The 21204-nt window shown below is 71.4% G+C and carries 19 protein-coding genes and 3 pseudogenes; 12 read left to right on the top strand and 10 right to left on the bottom strand.

The window, feature by feature from the left end; genetic code table 11:
- Positions 1-2: 2 nt before the first annotated feature.
- The 3 genes from ACFZCY_RS08695 to ACFZCY_RS08685 form a co-directional block, all read right to left on the bottom strand.
- Positions 3-1169: an acetyl-CoA carboxylase biotin carboxylase subunit family protein gene (locus ACFZCY_RS08695; RefSeq protein ID WP_391170269.1), complete on the bottom strand. Its 1167-nt coding sequence runs from the start codon at positions 1167-1169 to the stop codon at positions 3-5.
- 346 nt (positions 1170-1515) lie between these two features.
- Positions 1516-1779 (bottom strand): hypothetical protein, encoded by a 264-nt coding sequence (locus ACFZCY_RS08690; RefSeq protein ID WP_391170456.1) that lies wholly within the window; start codon positions 1777-1779, stop codon positions 1516-1518.
- Positions 1767-2600: a helix-turn-helix domain-containing protein gene (locus ACFZCY_RS08685; RefSeq protein ID WP_391170267.1), complete on the bottom strand. Its 834-nt coding sequence runs from the start codon at positions 2598-2600 to the stop codon at positions 1767-1769. Before ACFZCY_RS08685 ends, ACFZCY_RS08690 begins: the two co-directional genes overlap by 13 nt.
- Positions 2601-2717: 117 nt before the next feature.
- Between ACFZCY_RS08685 and ACFZCY_RS08680 the strand changes: the two genes are divergently transcribed.
- Complete coding sequence (locus ACFZCY_RS08680; RefSeq protein ID WP_391170265.1) at positions 2718-3782, top strand: aldo/keto reductase; 1065 nt, start codon at positions 2718-2720, stop codon at positions 3780-3782.
- Positions 3783-4438: 656 nt separating this feature from the next.
- Here the strand turns inward: ACFZCY_RS08680 and ACFZCY_RS08675 are convergent.
- A pseudogene (locus ACFZCY_RS08675) lies at positions 4439-4668 on the bottom strand (hypothetical protein); the annotation flags it as partial.
- Between ACFZCY_RS08675 and ACFZCY_RS08670 the strand changes: the two are divergent.
- Entirely contained in the window at positions 4630-4833 is a 204-nt protein-coding gene (locus ACFZCY_RS08670) for a hypothetical protein (RefSeq protein WP_391170454.1), read from the top strand. The pseudogene ACFZCY_RS08675 and the gene ACFZCY_RS08670 overlap by 39 nt on opposite strands.
- Before the next feature lies 1 nt (position 4834).
- Here the strand turns inward: ACFZCY_RS08670 and ACFZCY_RS08665 are convergent, their stop codons facing one another.
- On the bottom strand, positions 4835-5407 hold the full coding sequence (locus ACFZCY_RS08665; protein ID WP_391170263.1) for a TetR family transcriptional regulator: 573 nt from the start codon (positions 5405-5407) through the stop codon (positions 4835-4837).
- A gap of 106 nt (positions 5408-5513) precedes the next feature.
- Here ACFZCY_RS08665 and ACFZCY_RS08660 point away from each other — a divergent pair, with 106 nt between their 5' ends.
- Positions 5514-6458, top strand: coding sequence for an EamA family transporter (locus ACFZCY_RS08660; RefSeq protein ID WP_391170261.1), 945 nt, complete (start codon positions 5514-5516; stop codon positions 6456-6458).
- An 18-nt stretch (positions 6459-6476) separates the two neighbouring features.
- Here the strand turns inward: ACFZCY_RS08660 and ACFZCY_RS08655 are convergent, their stop codons facing one another.
- Positions 6477-7418, bottom strand: coding sequence for a LysR substrate-binding domain-containing protein (locus tag ACFZCY_RS08655; protein ID WP_391170259.1), 942 nt, complete (start codon positions 7416-7418; stop codon positions 6477-6479).
- A gap of 87 nt (positions 7419-7505) precedes the next feature.
- On the opposite strand from ACFZCY_RS08655, the gene ACFZCY_RS08650 reads away from it, so the two are divergent.
- The 6 genes and pseudogenes from ACFZCY_RS08650 (at position 7506) to ACFZCY_RS08625 (ending at position 11588) form a co-directional block, all read left to right on the top strand.
- Positions 7506-8684 (top strand): aminotransferase class V-fold PLP-dependent enzyme, encoded by a 1179-nt coding sequence (locus tag ACFZCY_RS08650; protein ID WP_391170257.1) that lies wholly within the window; start codon positions 7506-7508, stop codon positions 8682-8684.
- Between the two features lie 65 nt (positions 8685-8749).
- Positions 8750-8938, top strand: a pseudogene (locus ACFZCY_RS08645) (Tn3 family transposase); the annotation flags it as partial.
- Between the two features lie 214 nt (positions 8939-9152).
- Positions 9153-9662: a DUF6232 family protein gene (locus ACFZCY_RS08640; RefSeq protein WP_391170255.1), complete on the top strand. Its 510-nt coding sequence runs from the start codon at positions 9153-9155 to the stop codon at positions 9660-9662.
- Positions 9659-10009 carry a hypothetical protein gene (locus ACFZCY_RS08635; RefSeq protein ID WP_391170253.1) on the top strand — a complete coding sequence of 117 codons (351 nt, stop codon included), beginning with the start codon at positions 9659-9661 and terminating at the stop codon, positions 10007-10009. The genes ACFZCY_RS08640 and ACFZCY_RS08635 overlap by 4 nt, the downstream gene beginning before the upstream one ends.
- Before the next feature lie 142 nt (positions 10010-10151).
- Positions 10152-10316 (top strand): annotated as a pseudogene (locus ACFZCY_RS08630) (ABC transporter permease); the annotation flags it as partial.
- Between the two features lie 60 nt (positions 10317-10376).
- The gene (locus ACFZCY_RS08625) at positions 10377-11588 is read left to right on the top strand and encodes a TerD family protein (protein WP_391170442.1); all 1212 of its coding nucleotides are present in this window, start codon (positions 10377-10379) and stop codon (positions 11586-11588) included.
- 300 nt (positions 11589-11888) lie between these two features.
- Here the strand turns inward: ACFZCY_RS08625 and ACFZCY_RS08620 are convergent, their stop codons facing one another.
- Complete coding sequence (locus tag ACFZCY_RS08620) at positions 11889-12725, bottom strand: alpha/beta fold hydrolase (protein ID WP_391170252.1); 837 nt, start codon at positions 12723-12725, stop codon at positions 11889-11891.
- Between the two features lie 71 nt (positions 12726-12796).
- Here ACFZCY_RS08620 and ACFZCY_RS08615 point away from each other — a divergent pair, with 71 nt between their 5' ends.
- Positions 12797-13762 (top strand): helix-turn-helix domain-containing protein, encoded by a 966-nt coding sequence (locus ACFZCY_RS08615; RefSeq protein ID WP_391170251.1) that lies wholly within the window; start codon positions 12797-12799, stop codon positions 13760-13762.
- On the opposite strand, the gene ACFZCY_RS08610 is transcribed toward ACFZCY_RS08615, so the two are convergent.
- From ACFZCY_RS08610 to ACFZCY_RS08600, 3 genes are all read right to left on the bottom strand, one after another.
- Complete coding sequence (locus tag ACFZCY_RS08610) at positions 13749-14771, bottom strand: MsnO8 family LLM class oxidoreductase (protein WP_391170250.1); 1023 nt, start codon at positions 14769-14771, stop codon at positions 13749-13751. The genes ACFZCY_RS08615 and ACFZCY_RS08610 overlap by 14 nt on opposite strands.
- Before the next feature lie 40 nt (positions 14772-14811).
- Positions 14812-16248 carry an alkaline phosphatase PhoX gene (locus tag ACFZCY_RS08605; RefSeq protein ID WP_391170249.1) on the bottom strand — a complete coding sequence of 479 codons (1437 nt, stop codon included), beginning with the start codon at positions 16246-16248 and terminating at the stop codon, positions 14812-14814.
- 200 nt (positions 16249-16448) lie between these two features.
- Complete coding sequence (locus tag ACFZCY_RS08600) at positions 16449-17972, bottom strand: hypothetical protein (RefSeq protein WP_391170248.1); 1524 nt, start codon at positions 17970-17972, stop codon at positions 16449-16451.
- A gap of 261 nt (positions 17973-18233) precedes the next feature.
- On the opposite strand from ACFZCY_RS08600, the gene ACFZCY_RS08595 reads away from it, so the two are divergent.
- Entirely contained in the window at positions 18234-20078 is a 1845-nt protein-coding gene (locus ACFZCY_RS08595) for an endonuclease/exonuclease/phosphatase family protein (protein ID WP_391170247.1), read from the top strand.
- A 92-nt stretch (positions 20079-20170) separates the two neighbouring features.
- Positions 20171-21043, top strand: coding sequence for a 4-hydroxy-tetrahydrodipicolinate synthase (dapA, locus tag ACFZCY_RS08590; protein WP_391170246.1), 873 nt, complete (start codon positions 20171-20173; stop codon positions 21041-21043).
- The last annotated feature ends 161 nt before the right edge of the window (positions 21044-21204 follow it).

Genomic DNA, 21204 nt, shown 5'->3' with positions numbered 1-21204 from the left:
CGTCAGACGTAGAAGTCGAGCTGTTCCTGCTTCTTCAACAGTTCGCGCATCCGGTAGGGGTCATCACCGAAGAAGTACACCAGACCCCAGTGGGTACCGAACGCGGTCCTCTTGGTGACGGTCTCCTCGAGCGGCGCCGAGAGGTCGTGCGACTCGTAGTAGTCGTCGTCCTCGGTCTCCTCGGGGATCTCCAGTTCGCTCACGACACGGCGGCGCGGGTAGACACCGAAGCAGCCGGCGACCCCGGAGGCGTCGACCACCTCGCGCGGGAAGAAGGCGTCGATCTCCTCCTCGGTCGTCTTCGGATCGAAGGCCAGCACCAGCCCATGGTAGGCGTTGAACCCGTAGGCCCGCTCCAGCAGCTCGAACACCTTGAATCCCGGCGGCCGGTAGGCGACCTCGCCGAAGTACATCTCGCCGTCACTGGTGACGAAATACTCTGGGTGCACGAAGCCGAACTCGATGTCGAACGCCTTGATGAGCTTTTCGATCTGCGCCGTGATCTGCGGGCGGTACCGCTCCAGTTCCGGGGTCGCCGGCACGAACACCGAATACCCCAGCGTGACGTATTCGGAGATGTTGAGGAACTTGATCTTCCCGTTGTGTATCCACGCCTCGACCGCGAACTCCCAGCCATCGAGGTGGGATTCCATGAGGACCGGGAATTCCTCGTCCGGAATCGTGTCGATCTCGTCCGGGGTGCGGATGACGCGGTGCCCGAGGCATCCTGCCTTGTCGAACGCCTTGAGATGGATCGGGTCGTTCGGGTCACCGTCCAGCTTGAGCAGGGTCTGGTTGACGCGCTTGAGGAAGCGGATCACGTCGTCCCGGTCGTGGGCCTCCTCGAATATTCCGACCCGGATGCCGCCGAGTTGCGCGCGGCGCTTCATCAGCGCCTTGTCCCTCAGCAGCATGGCCTGACCGTACAGACGCGGGTTGTCCAGCAGAACGGAGTTGATCGCCCCCGCCCATTCCACCGTCTCCTCGAACAGCGGGATCGCGACGTCGACACCCTCGTTCTGAAGAGTCTCGGCGATCTCCATGGAGCGGTCGTTGAGCCGCTCGAAATTCCACGGCACGTAGGGGATGTCGTGGTCGACGCAGTACTCCTCGGCCCACTCCGGCGCCACGACGACGTATCGCCGGTCGAACCGATCGAGAGCTTCCACCGCGTTGAGACTCCAGCCGAGAAGCGCTACATAGCCTTTGTCCGGGTTCCTGGTGATCGGTTCAACTTGCGGCATAGACAGTTTCTCCTTCGGCGCTTGCGCGCATCGACGGCGTGGCTGGCGCCTACCCGACGCTCTGCCGCGCAAGCCCCTCGCGCCCGCGCGCGTGTCCGCGCGCGGTGGAGTAAGCGAGGTAAACGGCGACCTGGCTGTTCTCGCCGCGTCGCCGCCCGTATCCGGCGCCTCGGTTCCGTGGAAGGACCGGGGATCTCCTGAACTGACCCGGTTCGGGCTTACAGCCACCGCGTACGGTCACCACGCGTGGCTGGACGATCCGGCACACGAGTCATGGCCCGTGTACCACCCCGACGCCTGACACCCTCGCCGTACCGGCCCGTCCGTGCGCATCGAACCGTGCGCCGAGCTCCGGTGCACCGCGATCGGCGATCGCGTCCGGATCACGCAGGGGGCGCAGGCCGCCGGGCATTTTCGGCAGGTGGAAGGAGTATCGGCCGAGCATGCTGATGTGGTGCCGCACGAACGGCGAGAGGCGGGCCACGTCCTCATCGCGGACGTCGGAGCCGTCCGTCCGCTGGCTCACCGCGCGCACAACCGCTCCAAGGCCGACTGGCTCTCCTCGTCCGCGGCGCGGTGGATCACCAACCGATGGTCCGGATCTTGAAGTGGCATCAGCACTTCGAAGTGCACGGCGATCACACCGACGTCAGGATGCCGGATCACCTTGCGCCCGCGGCCATTGACCTTGACGTCCCGCTCGGCCCACAAGCGCGCGAATTCCTCGTCATGAGCGGTGAATTCGGCGATGAGGTCGGTCAACGCCTGATCCTCCGGATGCGCGGCCCACGCGGCGCGCAGGTGAGCGATCCCCTCCCGCACGACGCGTTCGCGGTCGACATAGAACTCACGCATCTCCGGATGCATCAGGCACAGCCACATCGCATTGCGCTGCGAGGGCGGAAGGGTGCCGAAATCCAGGAGCAGCCTCGCCATTTCGCCGTTCCAGGCCAGGATGTCGTAGCGGTGGTTCAACAACATGGCGGGCAGGGGCGACAGGTCGGCGACCAGCTGGGCCAGCGGCGGTGCTGCCGTGGTGGCGGGCTTGCCGGAATCGCGGGGGTACTGCTGGGCCAGGTTGAAGAGGTAGGCGCGTTCGTCGGGGGCCAGGCGCAGCGCCCGGGCCAGCGCCTCCACCACGTTCGCCGAGGGCCGCAGCCCGCGGCCCTGCTCCAGCCGCACGATGTAGTCGATGCTGACCCCGGCCAGTTCGGCGACCTCTTCGCGGCGCAATCCCGGGGTCCGCCGGGCCTGCCGACGCGACGGTAGGCCGAAATCGTGCGGGTCCAGGCGCTCGCGCCGGGTCCGCAGGAACGCGGCCATCTCCTGTATCGCGTCCACGGTGCGGGTCGTCACGGTCGATCCAACAGCCGGGGTAGGACTGGCATTCCCAGGAACGTCCTTCCCTTATCCCGGGCTCGCGGCGGCCACAGGCTTGCTCCCGGCAACGGATCACAAGCACAGGAGGACACGATGTCGCTCACCCTCGACACCTACCGGCTGCTGGGCCGCTCCGGGCTGCGGGTCTCACCGCTGGCGCTGGGCGCGGCGACCTTCGGCACCGAGTGGGGCTGGGGCGCCGAACAGGACGAGGCGCGCAAGCTGTTCGACCTCTACGTCGAGCGCGGCGGCAACTTCATCGACACCGCCAGCACCTACACCAATGGCAGCTCCGAGCGCCTGCTGGGCGAATTCACCCGCGACAACCGCGAAAGCCTGGTGCTGGCGACGAAATACACGACGCTGCGCCGCCCTGGCGATCCGAATTCCGGGGGCCCGCACCGCAAGAGCCTGTTCGCGTCGGTGGAAGCCAGTTTGCGACAGCTGAATACCGACTACATCGATCTGCTCTACCTGCACGTGTGGGATTTCACGACGCCGGTCGAGGAGATCCTGCGCGGCATGGACGATCTGGTCCGGCAGGGCAAGGTCCTGTACGTGGCGATCTCCAACGCCCCGGCCTGGCAGGTGTCGCGCATGCAGGCGATCGCCGACCTGCGTGGCTGGTCGCCACTGGTCGCGCTACAGATCGAATACAACCTGATCGAGCGAACCGGGGAACGTGACCTGATCCCCATGGCCCGCGAGATGGGGTTGGGGGTCATCCCGTGGTCACCGCTGGCCGGTGGGGTGCTCACCGGCAAGTACGGCCACGACGACCTGACCGTGACGAACGTCGCGTCCGACGACGGTACGCGCAAGAGCTTCAACCTCGCCCTGGGCACGCTCACCGAACGCAACCTCGCCATCGTGGACGTGGTGAAGGATGTCGCCGCGGAGCTGGGCCGCACACCCGCCCAGGTCGGGCTGGCCTGGACCCTGCGGAACCCGGGCGTGACGGCACCGATCATCGGCGCCCGTACCCCCGCGCAGCTGAAGGACAACCTGGGCGCCTTGGAGGTCGACTTCACCGCCTCCCAACTGGCCCGCCTCGACGGGGCCGGCGCGCCCGAACTCGGCTTCCCGCACGACATGCTCGCCAGTGACCACATCCGCGGTGTGACCGCGGGCGACCTGAAGATCGAAACCCGCCGCTGATACCCGAGTGCGATGTCACGCAGCGATGCGTCGACGCCGTCCTCGGCGCTGACGCGTTCCTGCGCGACCTCGGCGCCGACGAGTTCATCAACTATCAAGCGCGGCGGATCCCTCTACTCGGTGCTTCGACGACCGGGAGAACGCGGAGCTGAGCGTCACAGTCACGGCCCCCCAGGTCCCAGGGCAAGATCGCACGCACGGCCGCGTAAGGACGAGCCGTTTCACGGGACTTGGCGCCGGGTGCCACGGGCGGTCAGGGGCGTGTGCCAGTCCCGGATCGCTGCCGCGAACCGGTCCGGGGCGTCGGACTGCACGAAGTGGCCGGCGCCTTCGAGGATCTCGGTGTGGTGGTCGGCGAAGGTTCGCTCCCACCGCTGTCGCTCTTTGCCGCGGAAGGCGACGTCGGCGTCGCCCCAGATGATGAGCGTCGGGAGCGACGCGAGGCCGGGGGGTCCCGCTTCGACATCAGCGAGGAAGGTGCGGCTGGCGGTGATGCGCCGGGCGAATACGGCCGTTGCCTCACGCCGGTCGTGGGTGGCGAGAGCGTTCCGGTAGTGGGCCATCTCGTCGGCGGTCGGCTTCCGCAGCCGGTGCCCGGCAGGGATCATCGCGTTGACGAAGAGGTTGAACTGCCGGATCAGCAAGCGCCCCAGAGGCCCGCCCAAGATGGGTTCGGCCCGGGTGCCGACCTCGTCGACGAAGGTGAACGTCGCGGGGCCGCGTACGACGATGCTCTCGCGGGCGCGCAGCGGCTCGGGCGGACCGTGCTCCGGCACGATGCCCCGGTGAGGACGGCGCACAGGGTCAGCGGCGCGCCGTCCACGCCTCGATCATCGTCGCCGCCCCAGTGGGTGAACGCGAGCGCTGGCTGTCGGTCGCCGGGCACACCACGGTGGAACCCGACGGAGCACACGACCTGTGTACCCGCCTGGCCGCGCGCTACTGGGACCTCGACGACCGGGCCCGCGCCGACGACCTCGCCGGGATCCTGGCCGCGGACCAGCTTCGTCTCGTCATCCATCCGGAGACCGTAAGCCGCTACATGAACTGACCTACGCCCCGGCGCGCTCCAGGGCACCCAGCGCCATCCTTCGCGCCGTGGCGACGGGGTCGGGGACGGCCGCCAGGCCGTACAGCACGGTGGCGCCCTCGTGGAGCAGCAGCAGTTCGTCGGCGAGGCCACCGGGGTCCGGGACGCCCGCACCCTCGGCCAACTCCCGCAGATAGTCCCGTAGCCACCGCTTCTGGTCGCTGATCGCCCGGCGGGCCGGATGGTCCGCGTCCGGCAGCTCGGCGGCGGCGTTGACGAAGCCGCAGCCGCGCGGGTTCTCGCGGCGCATCCAGAGGCCGAGGGCGTCGAAGGTGGCGAGGATCCGGTCCCGTGGACCCTGCTGAGGCGACTTGTCGACTTCGGCGGTCAGCCAGACCCGCCACCGCTCGTCGCGCTCGCGCAGATACGCGGCGACCAGCGCCTCCTTGCTCCCGAAGCGTTCGTAGAGCGTCTTCTTGGTGACTCCGGCGTGCCTGGCGATCAGATCCACACCGACCGCGTTGATCCCCTGCCCGTAGAACAGCTCGGCGGCGGCGTCCAGGACGCGGCGGGCGGCGGGGGTGAGCGTCTCCATGGGCGTGATCCCTCCCGACGTGACTTGACGGGTATACCGATCTGTTTAGTCTAGGGGAGAGTGGACTAAACAGACCGGTATACCTACTAGCTCGGGGAAGGAACCCATGCCTGTCACCGCGCTCACCTCCGTCGGCCTCGTCGTGCTGTGGAGTTCCGGCTTCATCGGCGCCGAACTCGGCACCCGCGAGGCCCCCGCCGACACCCTGCTGATGTGGCGCTTCATCGCGGCGGCCCTGCTGCTGGGCGGCGGCTGGGCGCTCTTCCGGCGGCGCCGCTTGCCGCTGCGCGCGGTGGCCGAACAGACCGCCATCGGCGCCCTGTCACAGGGCGGCTACCTGGGCGGGATCGTGTGGGCGGTCGGGCTCGGCGTACCGTCCGGGACCGCCGCGCTGATCGCCGCCCTGCAACCCCTGGCCGCCGGTGCCCTGGCCGGGCGGCTGCTCGGGGAGACGGTCAGCACCCGGCAGTGGGTGGGGCTCGCGATCGGGCTGGGCGGCGTGGCCCTCGTCGTACAGGGCGACCTGTACGGGACGTCGGCCGTGACGCCCTGGGCGTACGGGCTCCCGTTCGCGGCCATGGCCGCCCTGCTGACCGCCAGCTTCCTGGAGCGGCGGGCGGGGGCGCCGCTCGCGCCGATGGACGCGATACCGCTGCACTGCGTCGTCAGTGCGGTGCTCTTCGCCGGGGTCGCCCTCACCGGCGGGCACGCGGCGCCCCCGTCGGGCGGCGGCTTCTGGTTCGCGGTGGGCTGGACCGTCGCGCTGTCCACGGTCGGCGGCTACGGCTTCTACTGGCTGAGCCTGCGGCACAGCGGGGTCACCCGTACCTCCGCGCTGATCTACCTGACGCCGCCGACGACGGCGGTGTGGGCGTACGCGATGTTCGGCGAGGCACCGGGGGTGCCGGCGCTGGTGGGGATGGCGGTGTGCGTGGCCGGGGTGGTGGCGGCGAATGGCCGCGCCGGGCGGTCGGCGCGGGCCGCCGTGGCCGTCGGGGACACGGCTGGTACCCCGGCCCGGTGCGAGGGGTCCGCACCGGCACGCCCATGAGGAGGGCGCGGGCGGCCATCACCCCCGGCTGCCGGTGCCGACACCGTCATTCCCCAGATGCCGGCCTACGGCGGCTTCCGCTTCGTGCACCGCGTGGCGCAGGCTCGACAGGACCGTGCGAATCAGCGGATGGTCGTTCGCGGAGGTCCGGACCGTTGCCAGGATCGTGCGCCGGTGGGTGGGCGCGGGCGTGAGCAGGGCGAGGTCGGGGGCGCGGTCGAACCACAGGAGGTCGGGCAGGAAGGCCACGGCGTGCCCCTGTGCCGCCAGGCGGGCGTGCACCAGCATGTCGGCGGACTCGAAGGCGACATCGGGGTCGAATCCGGCCGCGTGACAGACGGAGACGGTCCACTGTCTGGCCGGGGTGCCGACGGGTTCCATCGCCCAGGGGCACCGCGCCAGTTCGGGCAGCGCACGCACCGTGGTGTCCCGGACCGCCAGCCGCATCGGGTCCTCGCCCAGCACGTGGTGGCTCAGTTCGGTGGCCCGGGGCGGGGCGGCGTGGCCGAGGAAGGTCTCGTCGATGACGAGGTCGACATCGCGGGCCAGCAGGGCCGGCAGGGCGGTGTCCGGTTCGGCCTGGGTGGCCTCGACTCGTACGTTCGGGTGCGTTTCGCGCAGCCGGGTCAGGGCGGTGGGCACGAGGGTGAGCATCGCGGTCTGGAAGGCGGCCACCCGCAGGGTGCCGGTCAGCTCCTGCAGAGAGGCGGCGATCTCCGTCTGCGCCCGGTCGAGTTGCCGCAGCACCGTCTCGGTGTGGGCGACGAGGATCTCGGCCTGGGGCGTGAGCCGCACCCTGCGGCCGTCCCGCTCCAGCAGTGGCGCGCCGACCTCGGATTCCAGCAGAGTCAGCTGCTGGGAGACGGCGGACGGGCTGTACGACATGGCCACGGCGACGGCAGCCAGGGTGCCCCGGTGCTTCAGCTCCCGCAGCACCTCCAGACGGCGCAGGTTGTACATGCCGCCCCCATCCAACAAATTTAGTGACCGATCGCGTCCAGAAACATTCACTTTACTGAACGTCGGTGGCCCGATGGGATGGACGTCATGGACATCGAAGCGCTCCGCCGGGACACCCCGGGCACCGCGAACCGGATTCACCTCAACAACGCGGGGGCCGGGCTGTTGTCCCGGCGGACCCTTGAGGCCGTGACCTCCCACCTGGAGCTGGAGGCCGCCATCGGCGGCTATGAGGCCCGGGCCCAGGAGCGGGAGCGGATCGACGACACCTACGCGCACCTCGCCCGGCTCGTCGGCGGCCGGCCCGAGGAGATCGCGCTGTTCGACAACGCCACCCGCGCCTGGAACGCCGCGTTCTACGCCATGACGTTCAAGCCGGGCGACCGCATCCTCACCGGTCGGGCCGAGTACGGCAGCAATGTCCTCGCCTACCTGCAGATCGCCGAGCGCACCGGCGCCGAGGTCGTCGTCGTCCCCGACGACGTTTCCGGACAGCTCGACACCGCCGCCCTGGCGGACCTGATCGACGACCGGACCAGGCTGGTCGGCGTCAGTCACGTCCCCACCAGCGGCGGCCTGGTCAATCCGGTGGCCGAGGTCGGCCGCATCACCCGCGCCGCAGGCGTGCCGTTCCTCCTCGATGCCACCCAGTCCGTCGGCCAGTTCCCCGTCGACGTCACGGACATCGGCTGCGACATGCTCACCACCACCGGCCGCAAGTTCCTGCGCGGTCCTCGCGGAACCGGCTTCCTGTGGGTGCGCCCCGAAGCGCTCGACTACCTCGAACCGCACGTCAGCGAAGTCGGCGCCGCCACCTGGGACGGCAAGCGGGGTTTCACCTGGCATGACGGCGCCCGGCGCTTCGAGACCTGGGAGGTCGGTTACGCCAACGTGCTCGGCCTGAGTGCCGCCGTCCAGCAGGCCCTGGAAAGCGGCATGGACCACATCGGACGACGCTCCATCGAACTCGGCGCCTCCCTGCGCGACCGCTTGGCCGCCGTGCCCGGCGTCACCACTTACGACCTCGGCCGGCAGCGGTGCGCGATCGTGACCGCCAAGATCGACCACGTGCCCACCGCGGACGTCGCCGCGGCGCTCGCCGCGCACGGCATCAACGTCAGCGTCACCGACCCGGCACAGACCCAGTTCGACACCGAGGAGCGGGGGGTCCACCCGCTGGTGCGGCTCTCGCCCCACTACTACAACACCGAGGACGAACTCGACCGCGCCGTCGAGGTCTTTGCCGAACTGGCGGCAGCACGCTGACGGCCCGCCGGCCCACGGCCGGTCGGCCCCGGCCGGGGTCAGCAGCACTGCCAGGTGAACACCGCCGGTACATGGACGCCGCGGTCAACCAGCTGCGGGCGGACGGCTTCGACGTCCGCGACGAGGGCGTCGCCCGCCTCTCACCGTTCGTGCGGGACCACATCAACATGCTGGGCCGGTACTCGTTCCAGCTTCCCGACCTGCCCGGCGGTCTGCGGCCGCTGCGGGACCCGGACGCCGCCGCCGACGAGTGACGATGACATTGGCCGTATCTCGTCTGCCGTCCCACGACCCCACACAGGCTTAATGATGCTCCCGCGCCGTGCACTGCGCGGGTGGTCGTGACGACAGCACGGGGGGACCATGGATCACACAGGCGGCATCGGCGTACCACCTCCCGGGCCTCCGCCACAGCTTCCGCCCCGGCCCCCGTCTCAGCCGCCGCAGCCGCCTCCTCAGATACCGCCGATGCCGCTGCCTCCCCGCAGGGGAAAGCCGCTGGAACTCCGGGTCCAGCGGCAGATCCTGTGGGTGGGGTCGGCGGCGGTTCCGTTGCGCAATATCAGCTGGGTCGAAGTGTTCAGGCTGAAGCCCGCCTGGGGCAAGGCCGGCGTCTACTTCCTGCTGTTGGTCTTCGCCTTCGTGGTCTCCGCCCAGCTCGACTCCACGGACGGGGACGGCGGGGTCGGCGGCCCTGCCCTGGGCGTCCTGGCCCTGTTCACCCTGGTTGTTGTCTGCGCCGTCCTGCTCTGGTCGAGGAAGCCGGTGCTGGTCGTCGAGCTGAACAGCGGTTCCAGGGTGGTTTTGACCCTGCCGACCATGGATGAACTGCGGGCGATCGCCGGGCAGATCGTGTACGCGATCGACCACCCGGAATACGAGTTCTCCGCCGTCCTCGAACAGCACAACACCACGAACAACTTCGGTTCCGTCGTCAATATGAACGGCGGCAGGGGAAACACGGGGATCAAACTATGAGCGACACATCGAACTACTACGGAGACGTCGTCAACGTGAACGACGGCGAAAAGGTCATTGGCATCAACCACGGCACGGTTGTCCACAACGACGGCACCGCTCAGGACACCGAGCTCCAAGCCGCCGTGACGGACCTCACCCGCCTCCTCGACGACCTGCGCCCGGTGCTCACCTCGGACCAGGCCCAGACCGTGGAGAACGCGCTGCCCGCGCTCACCCCCGACCGAGCCGCCCTGCGTGAGCGCGGCATGATCCTGGCGTCCGTCTCGCAGATCGCGGCGACCGTGGGCGAGGTGGGCAGGCCCGTCATGGAGGCGCTGGGGCGGCTGCTCGCGCTGCTGGGCTGACGGGCCTGCCCTGGTGGATACCGCCATGGCCTACGCCGTAGGCAAAGCAGCGAACCCGGGCCTTGAGATAGCGGCCGAGTTCCCACGGCGTCCCCGGTCTGTAGAGCCTCACCGTCTGCTGTCCTCCGGCGCGAGCAGACTCGTGACCTCGGCGATCGCCTCCGCCGAGGGCTGGACGGTGGTGATCCCGCCGTGGGCCCTGGCGGGCGGCTTCGGCGCGACCCTGCTGATCGGCGCGCTGGCGGGCCTGTACCCGGCCGTGCGCGCCTCCCGCCTCCACCCGACGGAAGCGCTGGCTGCCCCATGACCGCTTCGCAGGTCAAGGAACCGTAAAGCGGGGACGTTCGTTACCCCGGACATGACCGCTATGACACCCGGCTCGAACCTCCCCCTCTCCGTCGCGCGCGTGGCGGTTGACGTCACCGCGCCCGTGCGGCTCGACGTGTCGGGCCTGCTGCTCACCGCCGACGGCAAGGTGCGCTCCGACGACGACTTCGTGTTCTACAACCAGCCCTCCGGTCCCGGCGTGACCCATCGGGCCGGGACCGGGGGCGGTGGTGACGCGATCACCGTCGACACCGCCGCCGTGCCGCCCGACATCGACAAGATCGTGGTGACGGCCAGTCTGGACGCCCCCGGCGCCACCTTCGCGGGCACCGAGCCGACCGCCACCGTGCGCGGGGCGGACGACGGCGCCGTGATCGCCACGTTCACCCCGCCGCAGCTGGGCACCGAGACCGCGCTCGTGGTCGTGGAGGTGTACCGGCGGGGCGGGGCCTGGAAGGTGCGGGCGGTCGGGCAGGGCTATGCGAACGGGCTGGCGGGCATCGCGACGGACTTCGGCGTGACGGTGGAAGAGCCCGCCGCGCCCGCCGCCGCCCCGGCCGCGTCCCCCGCGCAGCCCGCGCCCCCGGTCACCCAGGCACCCCCGCCGACCGGCCCGGCGGCCCAGGTCCCCCCGCCACCCATGCCCGCCGCGCCTCCCGCCCCGCCCTCCTCGGGGAAGATCAACCTGGACAAGGGCCGGGTGAGCCTCCAGAAGAACCAGACCGTCTCCCTGGTCAAGGGCGGTCGCCCGATGCTCAGCTCGGTGAAGATGGGCCTGGGCTGGGAGCCCGCCTTCCGTGGCGCGAACATCGACCTGGACGCCTCCGTGATCGCCTTCGGCGTCGACCGCAAGAAGATCGACGCCTGCTTCTTCGGCAAGCTGGCCATTTTGAACGGCGCCATCCAGCACTCCGGCGACAACCTCACCGGCGAGGGCGGCGGCGACGACGAGTCCATCACCGTCCACCTGGGCGGTCTCCCCCCGGAGGTCACCGGCCTCGTCTTCACGGTCAACTCCTTCTCCGGCCAGAAGTTCACGGACGTGGCGAAGGCGTACTGCCGCCTGGTGGACGCCCAGACGAACGAGGAGCTGGTCCGCTTCGACATCACCCACGCCGAGCCCCGGACGGGCGTGATGATGGCGAAGCTGATCAGGCAGTTCTCGGGCGAGTGGGAGATGACGGCGATGGGCGAGTACGTCGACTCGCGCACGGTCCGGGGCATGGCGAAGCCGGCGGGCAAGGCCCTCTGAGAGGTACGGGCACCTCGCCCTCGTCCCCGCCCCGACCCGGGGCCACCCCGTCCCGGCCGCGCCGGGACGCAGCGGGGGAACCGCGGCGCCGCGCCGGGCCGGGCACGCCGGGGGGGGCTCCGCCCCTGGCGCCAGCCGGTACGCGGCCCCGGGCCGGGCACGGGGGCCGGGGTCTCCCCGGTTTCGGGAAGGGGAACCACCGACCAGCGATCAGGCGGTGGCCACCGCGTCGAGCAGAGCCCGGAGGGCGTACCGGCTCGAGCCGACGGCACCGGCTCACCTACCGCCCCGCTCGGACCGCTACGCGGTGAAGAAGTCGGTGAGCGCGCGGGCGATCCGGCCGGGGGCGTTCTCCGTGGGGATGTGCCCCGCGTCCGGGATACGGATGAGCGTGGTGTGCGGGATCTCCGAGGCGAACCGCTCGGCGTACTCCAACGTCTCGAAGGGGTCGTTCTCGCCCCAGATCAGCAGCTTGGGCGTCGTCGACCGCCGCAGCGCGGGAACGAGATCGAGGGTGTAGCGGCTGTCGGCCGCACCCGCCATGGCCATCCAGGAGCGGCGGACCCGCGAAGCGGTCCACGGGTCCAGGTAGTCCGCGACGCGCTGCTCCGTGGCGGCACCGGCCAGCGCCGCCGTCACCGCCTCTCGGCGGGCGGCGAGAACGTCGTCGGCCGTGGTCCCCGGCCCCCGGAACCGGGCCACGTGAGGCGCCGGCCAGGAGTCGTAGGTGACCGAATTGACCAGGGCCAGCCGCGACACCTGAAGGCCATCGTGGACGAGGAGGTGCTGGGCGACGGCGCCGCCGATGTCATGGCCCGCCACGGCGACCGGCCCGGAGATGTCCAGCGCGGACGCGAAGCGCGCCACCCAGTCCGCGAGGGCCGGGACCGTGGCCGTCTCCAGGGTCAGCTCGCCTCCCGAGCGCCCCAGTCCGGGGAGATCGACCGCGAGGGGTCGCAGGCCCGCCTCGGCGAGGCGGTCCAGCACCGGGAGCCAGACCCGGCTCCAGTACGTTCCGTGCAGCAACAGCACGGCCGGGCCGTCGTGCTCCGCGGTGTCCACGGTCAGGTAGCTGGCCGTTTCGCCGTCGACCCGGACCGCGGTCCTCGACACTGCCGTTTCGGTGGTTTCACTCATGGGACCACTGTGGCCAGGGCCGGCCGCCCGGCCCGAGAGTCCAGAAAGACACTCACAGGTACATTCTTGCCATGAACGTCCACCGGGTGGTGGCCCTGCTCAACCCGCCCCAGTCGCCCTTCGAGCTGGCCTGTGCCACCGAGGTCTTCGGCACCGTCCCGCAGGACGAGCCGGCCCGCTACAGCTTCCGGATCTGCGCCGAGCACCCCGGCCCCCTGCGGACCACCGCCGACTACGCGATGCTCGTCGACGCGGGGCTGGCGGCCCTGCGGGAGGCGGACACCGTGGTCGTCCCCGGCTGGCAGCCGCCCGGCGCACCCGCGCCGCCGACCGTCACCGAGGCGCTGCGGGCCGCCCACCGGCGCGGGGCCAGAATCGTCGCCATCTGCACGGGGGCGTTCGTCCTCGCCCAGGCCGGACTGCTCGACGGCCGCCGGGCCACCACCCACTGGCGCAGCACCGCCCGGCTCGCCGCCGCCTTCCCCGAGGTGCGGGTGGACCCGGACGTGCTCTTCGTGGACCACGGCGACGTGGCGACCAGTGCCGGGACCGGCGCGGGCATCGACCTGTGCCTGCACCTGGTGCGTTCCGACCACGGCGCGGCGTACGCCGCCCGGATCGCCCGGAACATGGTCCTGCCGCCGCACCGGGAGGGCAGCCAACTCCAGTACGCCGCACGGCCCGCACCGGCCCGGGCGGACGAGTCATTGGCGCCCCTGCTGGAGTGGGCCGCCTCCCGGCTCGACACCCCGCTGACCCTCGGCAGCCTCGCCGAACGCGCCGGGTTGTCCAGCCGCACCCTCGCCCGGCGGTTCACCGAACAGCTCGGCACCAGCCCGGGACAGTGGCTGCTCGTCCGGCGCCTCGACGCGGCCCGGGTACTGCTGGAGCAGACCGACCTGCCGGTCGAAGCCGTTGCCACCCGGGTCGGACTGGCCTCGGCGGTCAACCTGCGCCGTCATTTCCGGGCGCATCTCGGCACCACACCCGGCGCCTACCGGCGCACCTTCAGCGAAACCCGCGTCACACGGCGCTGAGCGGCGCCAGGTCCGCCAGCCTCGCCAGGCGGCGGTAGGAGTCGAGCAGGGCGTCGTGGTCGTACGTACTCGTCGTGACCAGGACCTCGTCCGCGCCGCTGCTCCCGATCAGCTCGTCGAGCGCGGCGGCCACTTCGTCCTCCGTGCCGTACAGCTGGCCGCGCAGCCCGTCCTCGTAGAAGCCGCGCTCCTTCTCCGTCATGTCCAGCGCGGCGATCTCCTCCGGCGGGGTGAGCGGGGGGAAGCTGCCGCGGGTGCGGGAGTGGGCCATCGCCCAGGCCTCGGGAACGAGGAGGCGGCGGGCCTCTTCCGTCGTGTCGGCGACCGCCACGTTGCCCGAGACGACGACGTACGGGGCGGACGACCACGCCGAGGGGCGGAAGCCCGCCCGGTAGCGTTCGATCGCACGGAGCATGCGGTCCCGGCCGCGCAGATCGCCGATGACGAGAGACAGCCCGGCCTCGGCGGCCACGTCGGCCCCGGCGCCCGTCGCCAGGACGAAGGCGGGCAGGGTCAGGCCCTCCGCCGGGTGGGCGTGGACCTGGGGGCACGCGCGCTGCTCGCCGGTGAACCAGCCCAGCAGCTCGGCCAGCCGCGCGCCGAAGTCCCGCGCGGCGTCCTTCTCGGCGCCCAGGGCGCGGCGGATGCCGTCGGTGAAGCCGACCGAGCGGCCGAGCCCCATGTCGATGCGGCCGGGGTAGAGGGAGGCCAGCACCCCGAACTGTTCGGCCACCACCAGCGGGCGGTGGTTCGGCAGCATCACGCCGCCGGTGCCCACCCGGATGCGGTCCGTCGCCGCCGCGACGGCGGCCGCCAGCACGGTAGGGGCGGACCCGGCGACGCCGGGCACGCTGTGGTGCTCCGAGACCCAGAACCTATGGAATCCCAGAGCCTCGGCCTGCCGCGCGAACCGCACGGTGTCACGCAGCGCCTGGGACCGCTCCCGCCCCTGCCGGGTGCGGGAGCGGTCCAGGATGGAGAAGGGCACGTTACGAAGGCGCGAGGTCACCTACGCGTCAACGTACGGCCCGGTCCGCGTGATTCCCGGTTCAGCTCTGACGGCGCCAGGGGCCGGTGATCGCCAGCATGATGCCCGGCTCCTGGATGTTGGCGTACAGGGTCGCCCCGTCGGGCGAGAAGACCACGCCGGTGAACTCGCTGAACTCCGGCTCCTCGGCCGAGCCGATGTTCAGGTCGTTGCGCGCGATCGGGTACGTACGGCCGTCGTCCGTCGCCCCGAACAGGTGCTGGACGCCCTCGCCGTCCTCGGCGATCACCAGGCCGCCGTACGGCGAGACGGTGATGTTGTCCGGGCCGTCGAACGCGCCGTCCTTCGACGGGTCCGGGTTGACGCCCAGCAGCACCTTGAGGGTGAGGGTGCGGCGCTTGGGGTCGTAGAACCAGACCTGGCCGTCGTGCTGGACCGGGCTCTCCTCACGGGCGTACGAGGAGACGATGTACGCGCCCCCGTCGGCCCACCACATGCCCTCCAGCTTGCGCGCCCGGGTGATCTGGCCGTCGGCGAACTGCTTGCGGACGGGCACGGACTTCGCGTCGCGGTCGCGCACCGGCTCCCAGTCCACGCCGTAGACCGTGCCGGTCTTGGTGGCGCGGGACAGGTCGTCCACGAAGTTGCCGCCGGAGTCGTAGCACTTGGGCGCCTGGAGCACACCCGCGTCGTCCTTCAGCGTGCGCAGCTGGCCGCGGCCGTGCTCGAAGCCGTGCGGCGGGACCCAGCGGTAGAAGAGACCGTTCGGGCCGGAGGCGTCCTCGGTGAGGTAGAGGTGGCCGCGCTTGGGGTCGACGACGACCGCCTCGTGCGCGTACCGGCCCAGCGCCTTGATCGGCTTGGGGTTGCGGTTGGCCTTGCGGTCCTGCGGGTCGACCTCGAAGACGTAGCCGTGGTCCTTGGTCATGCCGTTCTGGCCGGCCTTGTCCTCGGTCTCCTCGCAGGTCAGCCAGGTGCCCCACGGGGTGCGCCCGCCCGCGCAGTTGGTCGAGGTGCCCGCGATGCCCACCCACTCCGAGACGTGGTCGCCGTGCTTGGCGACCTCGACCACGGTGCAGCCGCCGGACGCCGCCGGGTCGTAGACCAGGCCGTCGATCAGCGGAACCGGATGCGGCCAGTCCGCGCGGGGGCCCTTCAGCTCGTGGTTGTTGACGAGCAGCGTCGCGCCGCGGGGACCCTCGAAGGTCGCGGTGCCGTCGTGGTTGGACGGGGTGGACTCGCCGGACTCCAGCGTCGTCTCACCGGTCCGGGTGATGATCTTGTACGTGAAGCCCTTGGGCAGGGCCAGGATGCCCTTGGGGTCGGCGACCAGCGGGCCGTAACCGAGCCCTGCGGCGCCGCCCTCCGCGGCGGTGCCGGTGGCCTCCGTCGCCAGGGCGCCGGGCGCGGTGCCGAGCACCCCGGCGCTGCCGACGAGGGCGAAACCGGCCCCGGTGTACGCGGAACGCTTCGCGAAATCTCTTCGGGTGAGAGGCATCTTCATCTCCTGAGCGGCGAGGGCCTGGCTGCGGGCGCCATGCTGGGGACTGCGGGGGGCTGCGCGCATAGATTTTCGTCCCAGACCGAACAGCAGTTGAACGGAATAAGACATCGACGGACCAAAGGGGTCCGTCGATGTCGCGCTGTGTGCCGTTGTCAGCCTCGGCCGGCCAGCCTCGGCCGGCCGCTCAGGAGCCGTTACGCCCGGGAGCGGGCCTTGAACGCGGCCTTCCGGGCCTCCTTCGCGGCCTTCTTGTCCGGGTGCAGCCGCCCCATCGCCTCCAGCACGTCGGCCGTCGCCGGGTGGTCCACCTTCCAGGCCGACTCGAAGAAGCCGCCGGACTGGTCGACCAGTCCGCGCACCAGGTCCCGCAGCTCCTCGGAGTCGTCCTCCGTGGCGAGCTGCGCGGCCAGGGTGTCCACCGTCAGCCAGAAGACCATGGTCTCCGACGGCTCCGGGATGTCCTTCGCGCCGTGCTCGGCCAGCCACACCCGGGCCAGCCCGCCCAGGTGGCGGTCGTCCAGCACCTCCCGCAGGGCGGGCTCGGCCGCGCCGCCGACCAGCGACAGCGTCTGCTGGCAGGTGAGGCGGCGCAGCGGGGCGTCCTCGTCGTCGCCGCGGGCGGCGGCCAGGAGCTCCCGGGCGGCCCCGTCGGGCGTACGGCGGTCGAGCCACAGCTCGGCCTCGGCATGCGCGGCCGGCTCGGGGTGGCCGGGGAGGGTGTCCAGCAGGACGTCCGCGCCCTTGTCGGCCAGGTCGCCGACGACCGGCGCGTCGACGCCCGCGTCGAGCATGCGGGAGCGGACGGCGTAGACGCCGAGGGGGGTGAGGCGGACCATCCCGTAGCGGGAGACGTCCTCCTCGTCGTCCTGCGGCTGCTGCCGCGCCGGGTCGGACTCGTGGAGGCGGACCTCGCCGTCGACCTCCTCGATCAGCGCCTCGTCCACCGGCTGGTACTCGATCAGCCCGGTCGGAGCGAGCAGCCGGAACTGGTCGTCCAGCCGCACCATCGCCTCCGACACCTCTTCGAGGATGTCGTCGGTGGGCTCGTCCATGTCGTCCGGGACGACCATGGAGGCGACGAGCGCGGGCAGCGGCACCGAGCCGGCGGCCGCCTCCTCGTCCATGGCGGTGAGCAGGTAGAGGTTGCCGAGGATCCCGTCCAGGAACTCGGCCTCCTCCTCCGGGTTCCAGTCGATCGAGTCGAGGTCGATCTCGCCGCCCTCGCTGATCTGGTCCACGATGTCGGCGAGGTCGGGCGCGGCGGCGTCGGCGAGGACGGTCTCGAAGCCGTCGAGCCAGATGTCGAGGACGTCCTGCGGGCTGCCGCCGGTGATCAGCCGCAGCTCCTCACCACTGGTCGCGATGGCGGGCGCCTCGCTCTCGCCGTCGGCCGCGGTGTCGTCGTCCGCGTCGGCCGCGGAGTCCGCGTCGGCCGCCTCGGACTCCTGGATCGCGACCAGCCCGGTGTCGACGGCCAGCTGCCACGCCTGGGCGACGTGCTCGGCGCCTTCCTCGTCGGCCGCGAGGTCCAGCAGCTCTACCGCGGCCGGCAGATCCTCGGCCGACAGCACGCCCCCCGCCGCCACCGGCTTTCCGGGCTCGGCCCAGCGGGCGAGCCGCACCGCGCGGGCGAGGAGCGGCGCGGCGAGCGCGTCCCGGGCGAGTTCCGCCTCGGTGCGGAGCCGCACGGGCGGCATGGTGGGGCGGTCTCCTGGCATATGCGGAAGTCTCCTCGGCCGGTGGTGGTACGGAGGGCACGGGGCGCGCGGCCCGAACCCCCAGCGTAGACGGAACGCGGGGGCAGTTTCGTCCCGATGTGGCCGCCCGCCGCGTTCCCTCGCCCGTTCCCGTGGCTGTTCATTCCTCTGTCCGGGCCCGTACACCTGACCGCCCTTGACAACTGTCGTACGGAGACAAGAGATTGACGCGCGTAGAGGCCACCCTGTCCCTCTGTTCACTCCGCACCGGAGGCCATCACCATGTCCCCACGCGCCCGGCGCACAGCCGTCGCCGTCACCGTCACCGCCGTCGCGGCAGGGCTGCTCGTCGGCCCGTCGTCCGCGTTCGCCTCAGCGTCGGCGTCCGCGTCGGCGTCCGCGTCCGCCGATGCGGTCCGTGTTCACGACATCCAAGGCCGCACCCGAATATCCCCGCTGGCCGGGAAGCAGGTGACCGACGTCCCCGGCACGGTCACGGCGGTGCGCGCCTTCGGCTCGTCGCGCGGCTTCTGGATCCAGGACCCCCGGCCGGACGCCGACCCGGCCACCAGCGAGGCGATCTTCGTCTTCACCGGCTCCACCACGCCGTCCGTCGCCGTCGGGGACGCGGTCCTGGTCAGCGGGACGGTGAGCGAGTACTACCCGGGCGGGGCGTCGGCCGGTCTGCAGTCGCTGACCGAGATCTCCAAGGCCACGTGGACGGTCCGGTCGCAGGGGAACGCGCTTCCCGCCGCCTTCCGGCTGAACCCCTCCACCGTCCCCGACCGGTACGCCCCCGGCGGCTCCCTGGAGGGCCCGGCACTGCGGCCCCGCTCGTACGCCCTTGACCGGTACGAGTCCCTGGAGGGCATGCGGGTCTCGGTCGCGGACGCGCCCGTGGTCGGCGCGACCAACACGTACAAGGAGCTGTGGGTCACCGCCGAACCGCGCCACAAGCGCACCGCGCGCGGCGGCGCCCTCTACGACACGTACCGCGACCCGAACGCCGGGCGGCTGAAGGTCACCTCCCTTCTCCCCTACGCCGAGCACCCCTTCCCGGTCGCCGACGTCGGCGACCGGCTCACCGGGACGACGGCCGGGCCGCTGGACTACGACAACTTCGGCGGCTACACGATCGCGGCCAGTGCGCTGGGGACGCTGGACGACCGCGGGCTGGAGCGGGAGAGCACCCGCAAGCAGAAGTCCGGCGAACTGTCGATCGCCACGTACAACGTCGAGAACCTGTCCCCCAAGACCGCCCAGTCGAAGTTCGACCGCCTCGCCTCCGGCCTGGTCGACAACCTCGCCGCGCCCGACATCGTCGCCCTGGAGGAGGTCCAGGACGACAACGGCGCCACCAATGACGGGGTCGTGAGCGCCGACGCCACGTTGAAGAAGCTGACGGACGCGATCGCGGCGGCCGGTGGCCCGGCGTACGAATGGCGGCAGATCAACCCCGTGGACGACCAGGACGGCGGGGAGCCGGGCGGCAACATCCGCGTCGCCTTCCTCTACAACCCGAAGCGGGTCTCCTTCACCGACATCCCGGGCGGGGACGCGACGACGCCCGTCGAGGTCGTGAAGAAGGACGGCGGGGTTGGCCTGTCGGCCTCCCCGGGGCGCATCGAGCCGGGCAGTGAGGTGTGGAAGGCCAGCCGCAAGCCGCTGGTCGGGCAGTTCGCCTTCCAGGGCCGCCCGGTGTTCGTGGTCGCCAACCACTTCAACTCCAAGGGCGGCGACCAGGGCCTCGACGCCCGCGTCCAGCCGCCCGCGCGGTCCTCGGAGACCCAGCGCACGGGCCAGGCCACGGCGGTCAACACCTTCGTGAAGTCCCTGCTGGCCGCCGACCCGAAGGCGGCGGTGGTCGTCGCGGGCGACCTCAACGACTACCAGTTCTCCCCGGCGCTGTCCGACCTGACCGAGGGCGGCGTCCTGACGGACCTGGTGACGCGCCTGCCGCGCGATGAGCGGTACGGCTACGTCTACAACGGCAACTCGCAGGTGCTGGACCACATCCTGACCAGCCGGGCCCTGCGCGGCCCGGACTACGACATCGTCCACATCAACGCGGAGTTCGCCGACCAGTCCAGCGACCACGACCCCCAGGTGGTCCGCCTCCGCCCCTGACGGAAGACTCAGCCACGCCGTAGTGATGCTGCACGGTGGCGCCAAGAAGATTTAAGTGGACCTACGGCGTATTGCGGCACGACACTTCCGCCATGCCCAGATCCCATCTCGCCTGCGCCATGGTCACCCCCTTCACCCGGGACGGCGACCTCGACCTCCCCGGCACCCAGCGCCTCGCAGCCGCCCTCGTCGACGAGGGCGGCTGCGACGGGGTCGTGGTCAACGGGACCACCGGGGAGTCGCCGACCACCACCGACGCCGAGAAGACGGCGGTCGTGCGGGCCGTGGCGGAGGCCGTCGGGGACCGGGCGCGGATCGTGGCGGGGGTGGGGAGCAACGACACCCGGCACACCGTCGCGCTCGCGCGGTCCGCCGAGGAGGCGGGCGCGCAGGGGCTGCTCGTGGTCACGCCGTACTACAGCCGCCCGCCGCAGGAAGCCGTCGAGGCGCACTTCCGCATGGTCGCCGACGCGGTCGGCATCCCGGTCACGCTGTACGACATCCCCTTCCGCACCGGCATCGCCCTCTCCTACGAGACCCTGTGCCGACTCGCGGAGCACCCCCGCGTGACCGGGGTGAAGGACTGCGCGTACGACCTGATGAAGTCGGCGCGGACCATGGCCGCCACCGGGCTCGCCTACTACTCCGGCTGCGACGAGCTGAGTCTGCCGCTCAGGGCGATCGGCGCGGCCGGATGCATCAGCACGGTCGCGAACGTGGCGCCGCGCGAGGTGCGGGGTGTGCTGGACGCGTACGACGCGGGCGACCCCGAGGAGGCCGCCCGCCGCCATCTCGCGCTGACCCCGCTCATCGACGCGATGATGTCCCACCTCCCCGGCGCGGTCACCGCGAAGGCGCTCCTGTCCGCCCTCGGCCGCCCCGGCGGCGCGGTGCGCCCGCCCCTGTTCGGCGCGGACGCGACCGTGACGGCGGGACTGACCGACGTCTACGCGACGGCGACCTGACCGCCCACGAAACCGACCAGCCCGAGCCCGGGGCCCCCGAGGCGGGGCGGATGCCTTCCCCCGCCCCGCCTCGGGGGGCCCGGGGCTCCCCGCTCCGTGCGGCAGCACGCGGACACCGGGCCCACGCCCGGCGCGGGGGCCCGGGGGCGCAGCCCCCGGTT

The organism is Streptomyces sp. NPDC007983 (genome assembly GCF_042958345.1).
Taxonomy (GTDB): domain Bacteria; phylum Actinomycetota; class Actinomycetes; order Streptomycetales; family Streptomycetaceae; genus Streptomyces.
The sequence above is the reverse complement of the archived record's forward strand: the minus strand, read 5'-3'. Positions and strand labels throughout refer to the sequence as shown.

Coding starts and splice junctions, on each gene's coding strand:
- ACFZCY_RS08600 (WP_391170248.1), bottom strand. CDS start 17,972: ATGCCAGGAGACCGCCCCACCATGCCGCCCGTGCGGCTCCGCACCGAG.
- ACFZCY_RS08665 (WP_391170263.1), bottom strand. CDS start 5,407: ATGGAGACGCTCACCCCCGCCGCCCGCCGCGTCCTGGACGCCGCCGCC.
- ACFZCY_RS08680 (WP_391170265.1), top strand. CDS start 2,718: ATGTCGCTCACCCTCGACACCTACCGGCTGCTGGGCCGCTCCGGGCTG.
- ACFZCY_RS08620 (WP_391170252.1), bottom strand. CDS start 12,725: ATGAGTGAAACCACCGAAACGGCAGTGTCGAGGACCGCGGTCCGGGTC.
- ACFZCY_RS08640 (WP_391170255.1), top strand. CDS start 9,153: ATGCCGCTGCCTCCCCGCAGGGGAAAGCCGCTGGAACTCCGGGTCCAG.
- ACFZCY_RS08595 (WP_391170247.1), top strand. CDS start 18,234: ATGTCCCCACGCGCCCGGCGCACAGCCGTCGCCGTCACCGTCACCGCC.
- ACFZCY_RS08655 (WP_391170259.1), bottom strand. CDS start 7,418: ATGTACAACCTGCGCCGTCTGGAGGTGCTGCGGGAGCTGAAGCACCGG.
- ACFZCY_RS08615 (WP_391170251.1), top strand. CDS start 12,797: ATGAACGTCCACCGGGTGGTGGCCCTGCTCAACCCGCCCCAGTCGCCC.
- ACFZCY_RS08605 (WP_391170249.1), bottom strand. CDS start 16,248: ATGCCTCTCACCCGAAGAGATTTCGCGAAGCGTTCCGCGTACACCGGG.
- ACFZCY_RS08625 (WP_391170442.1), top strand. CDS start 10,377: ATGACACCCGGCTCGAACCTCCCCCTCTCCGTCGCGCGCGTGGCGGTT.
- ACFZCY_RS08660 (WP_391170261.1), top strand. CDS start 5,514: ATGCCTGTCACCGCGCTCACCTCCGTCGGCCTCGTCGTGCTGTGGAGT.
- dapA (WP_391170246.1), top strand. CDS start 20,171: ATGCCCAGATCCCATCTCGCCTGCGCCATGGTCACCCCCTTCACCCGG.
- ACFZCY_RS08635 (WP_391170253.1), top strand. CDS start 9,659: ATGAGCGACACATCGAACTACTACGGAGACGTCGTCAACGTGAACGAC.
- ACFZCY_RS08650 (WP_391170257.1), top strand. CDS start 7,506: ATGGACATCGAAGCGCTCCGCCGGGACACCCCGGGCACCGCGAACCGG.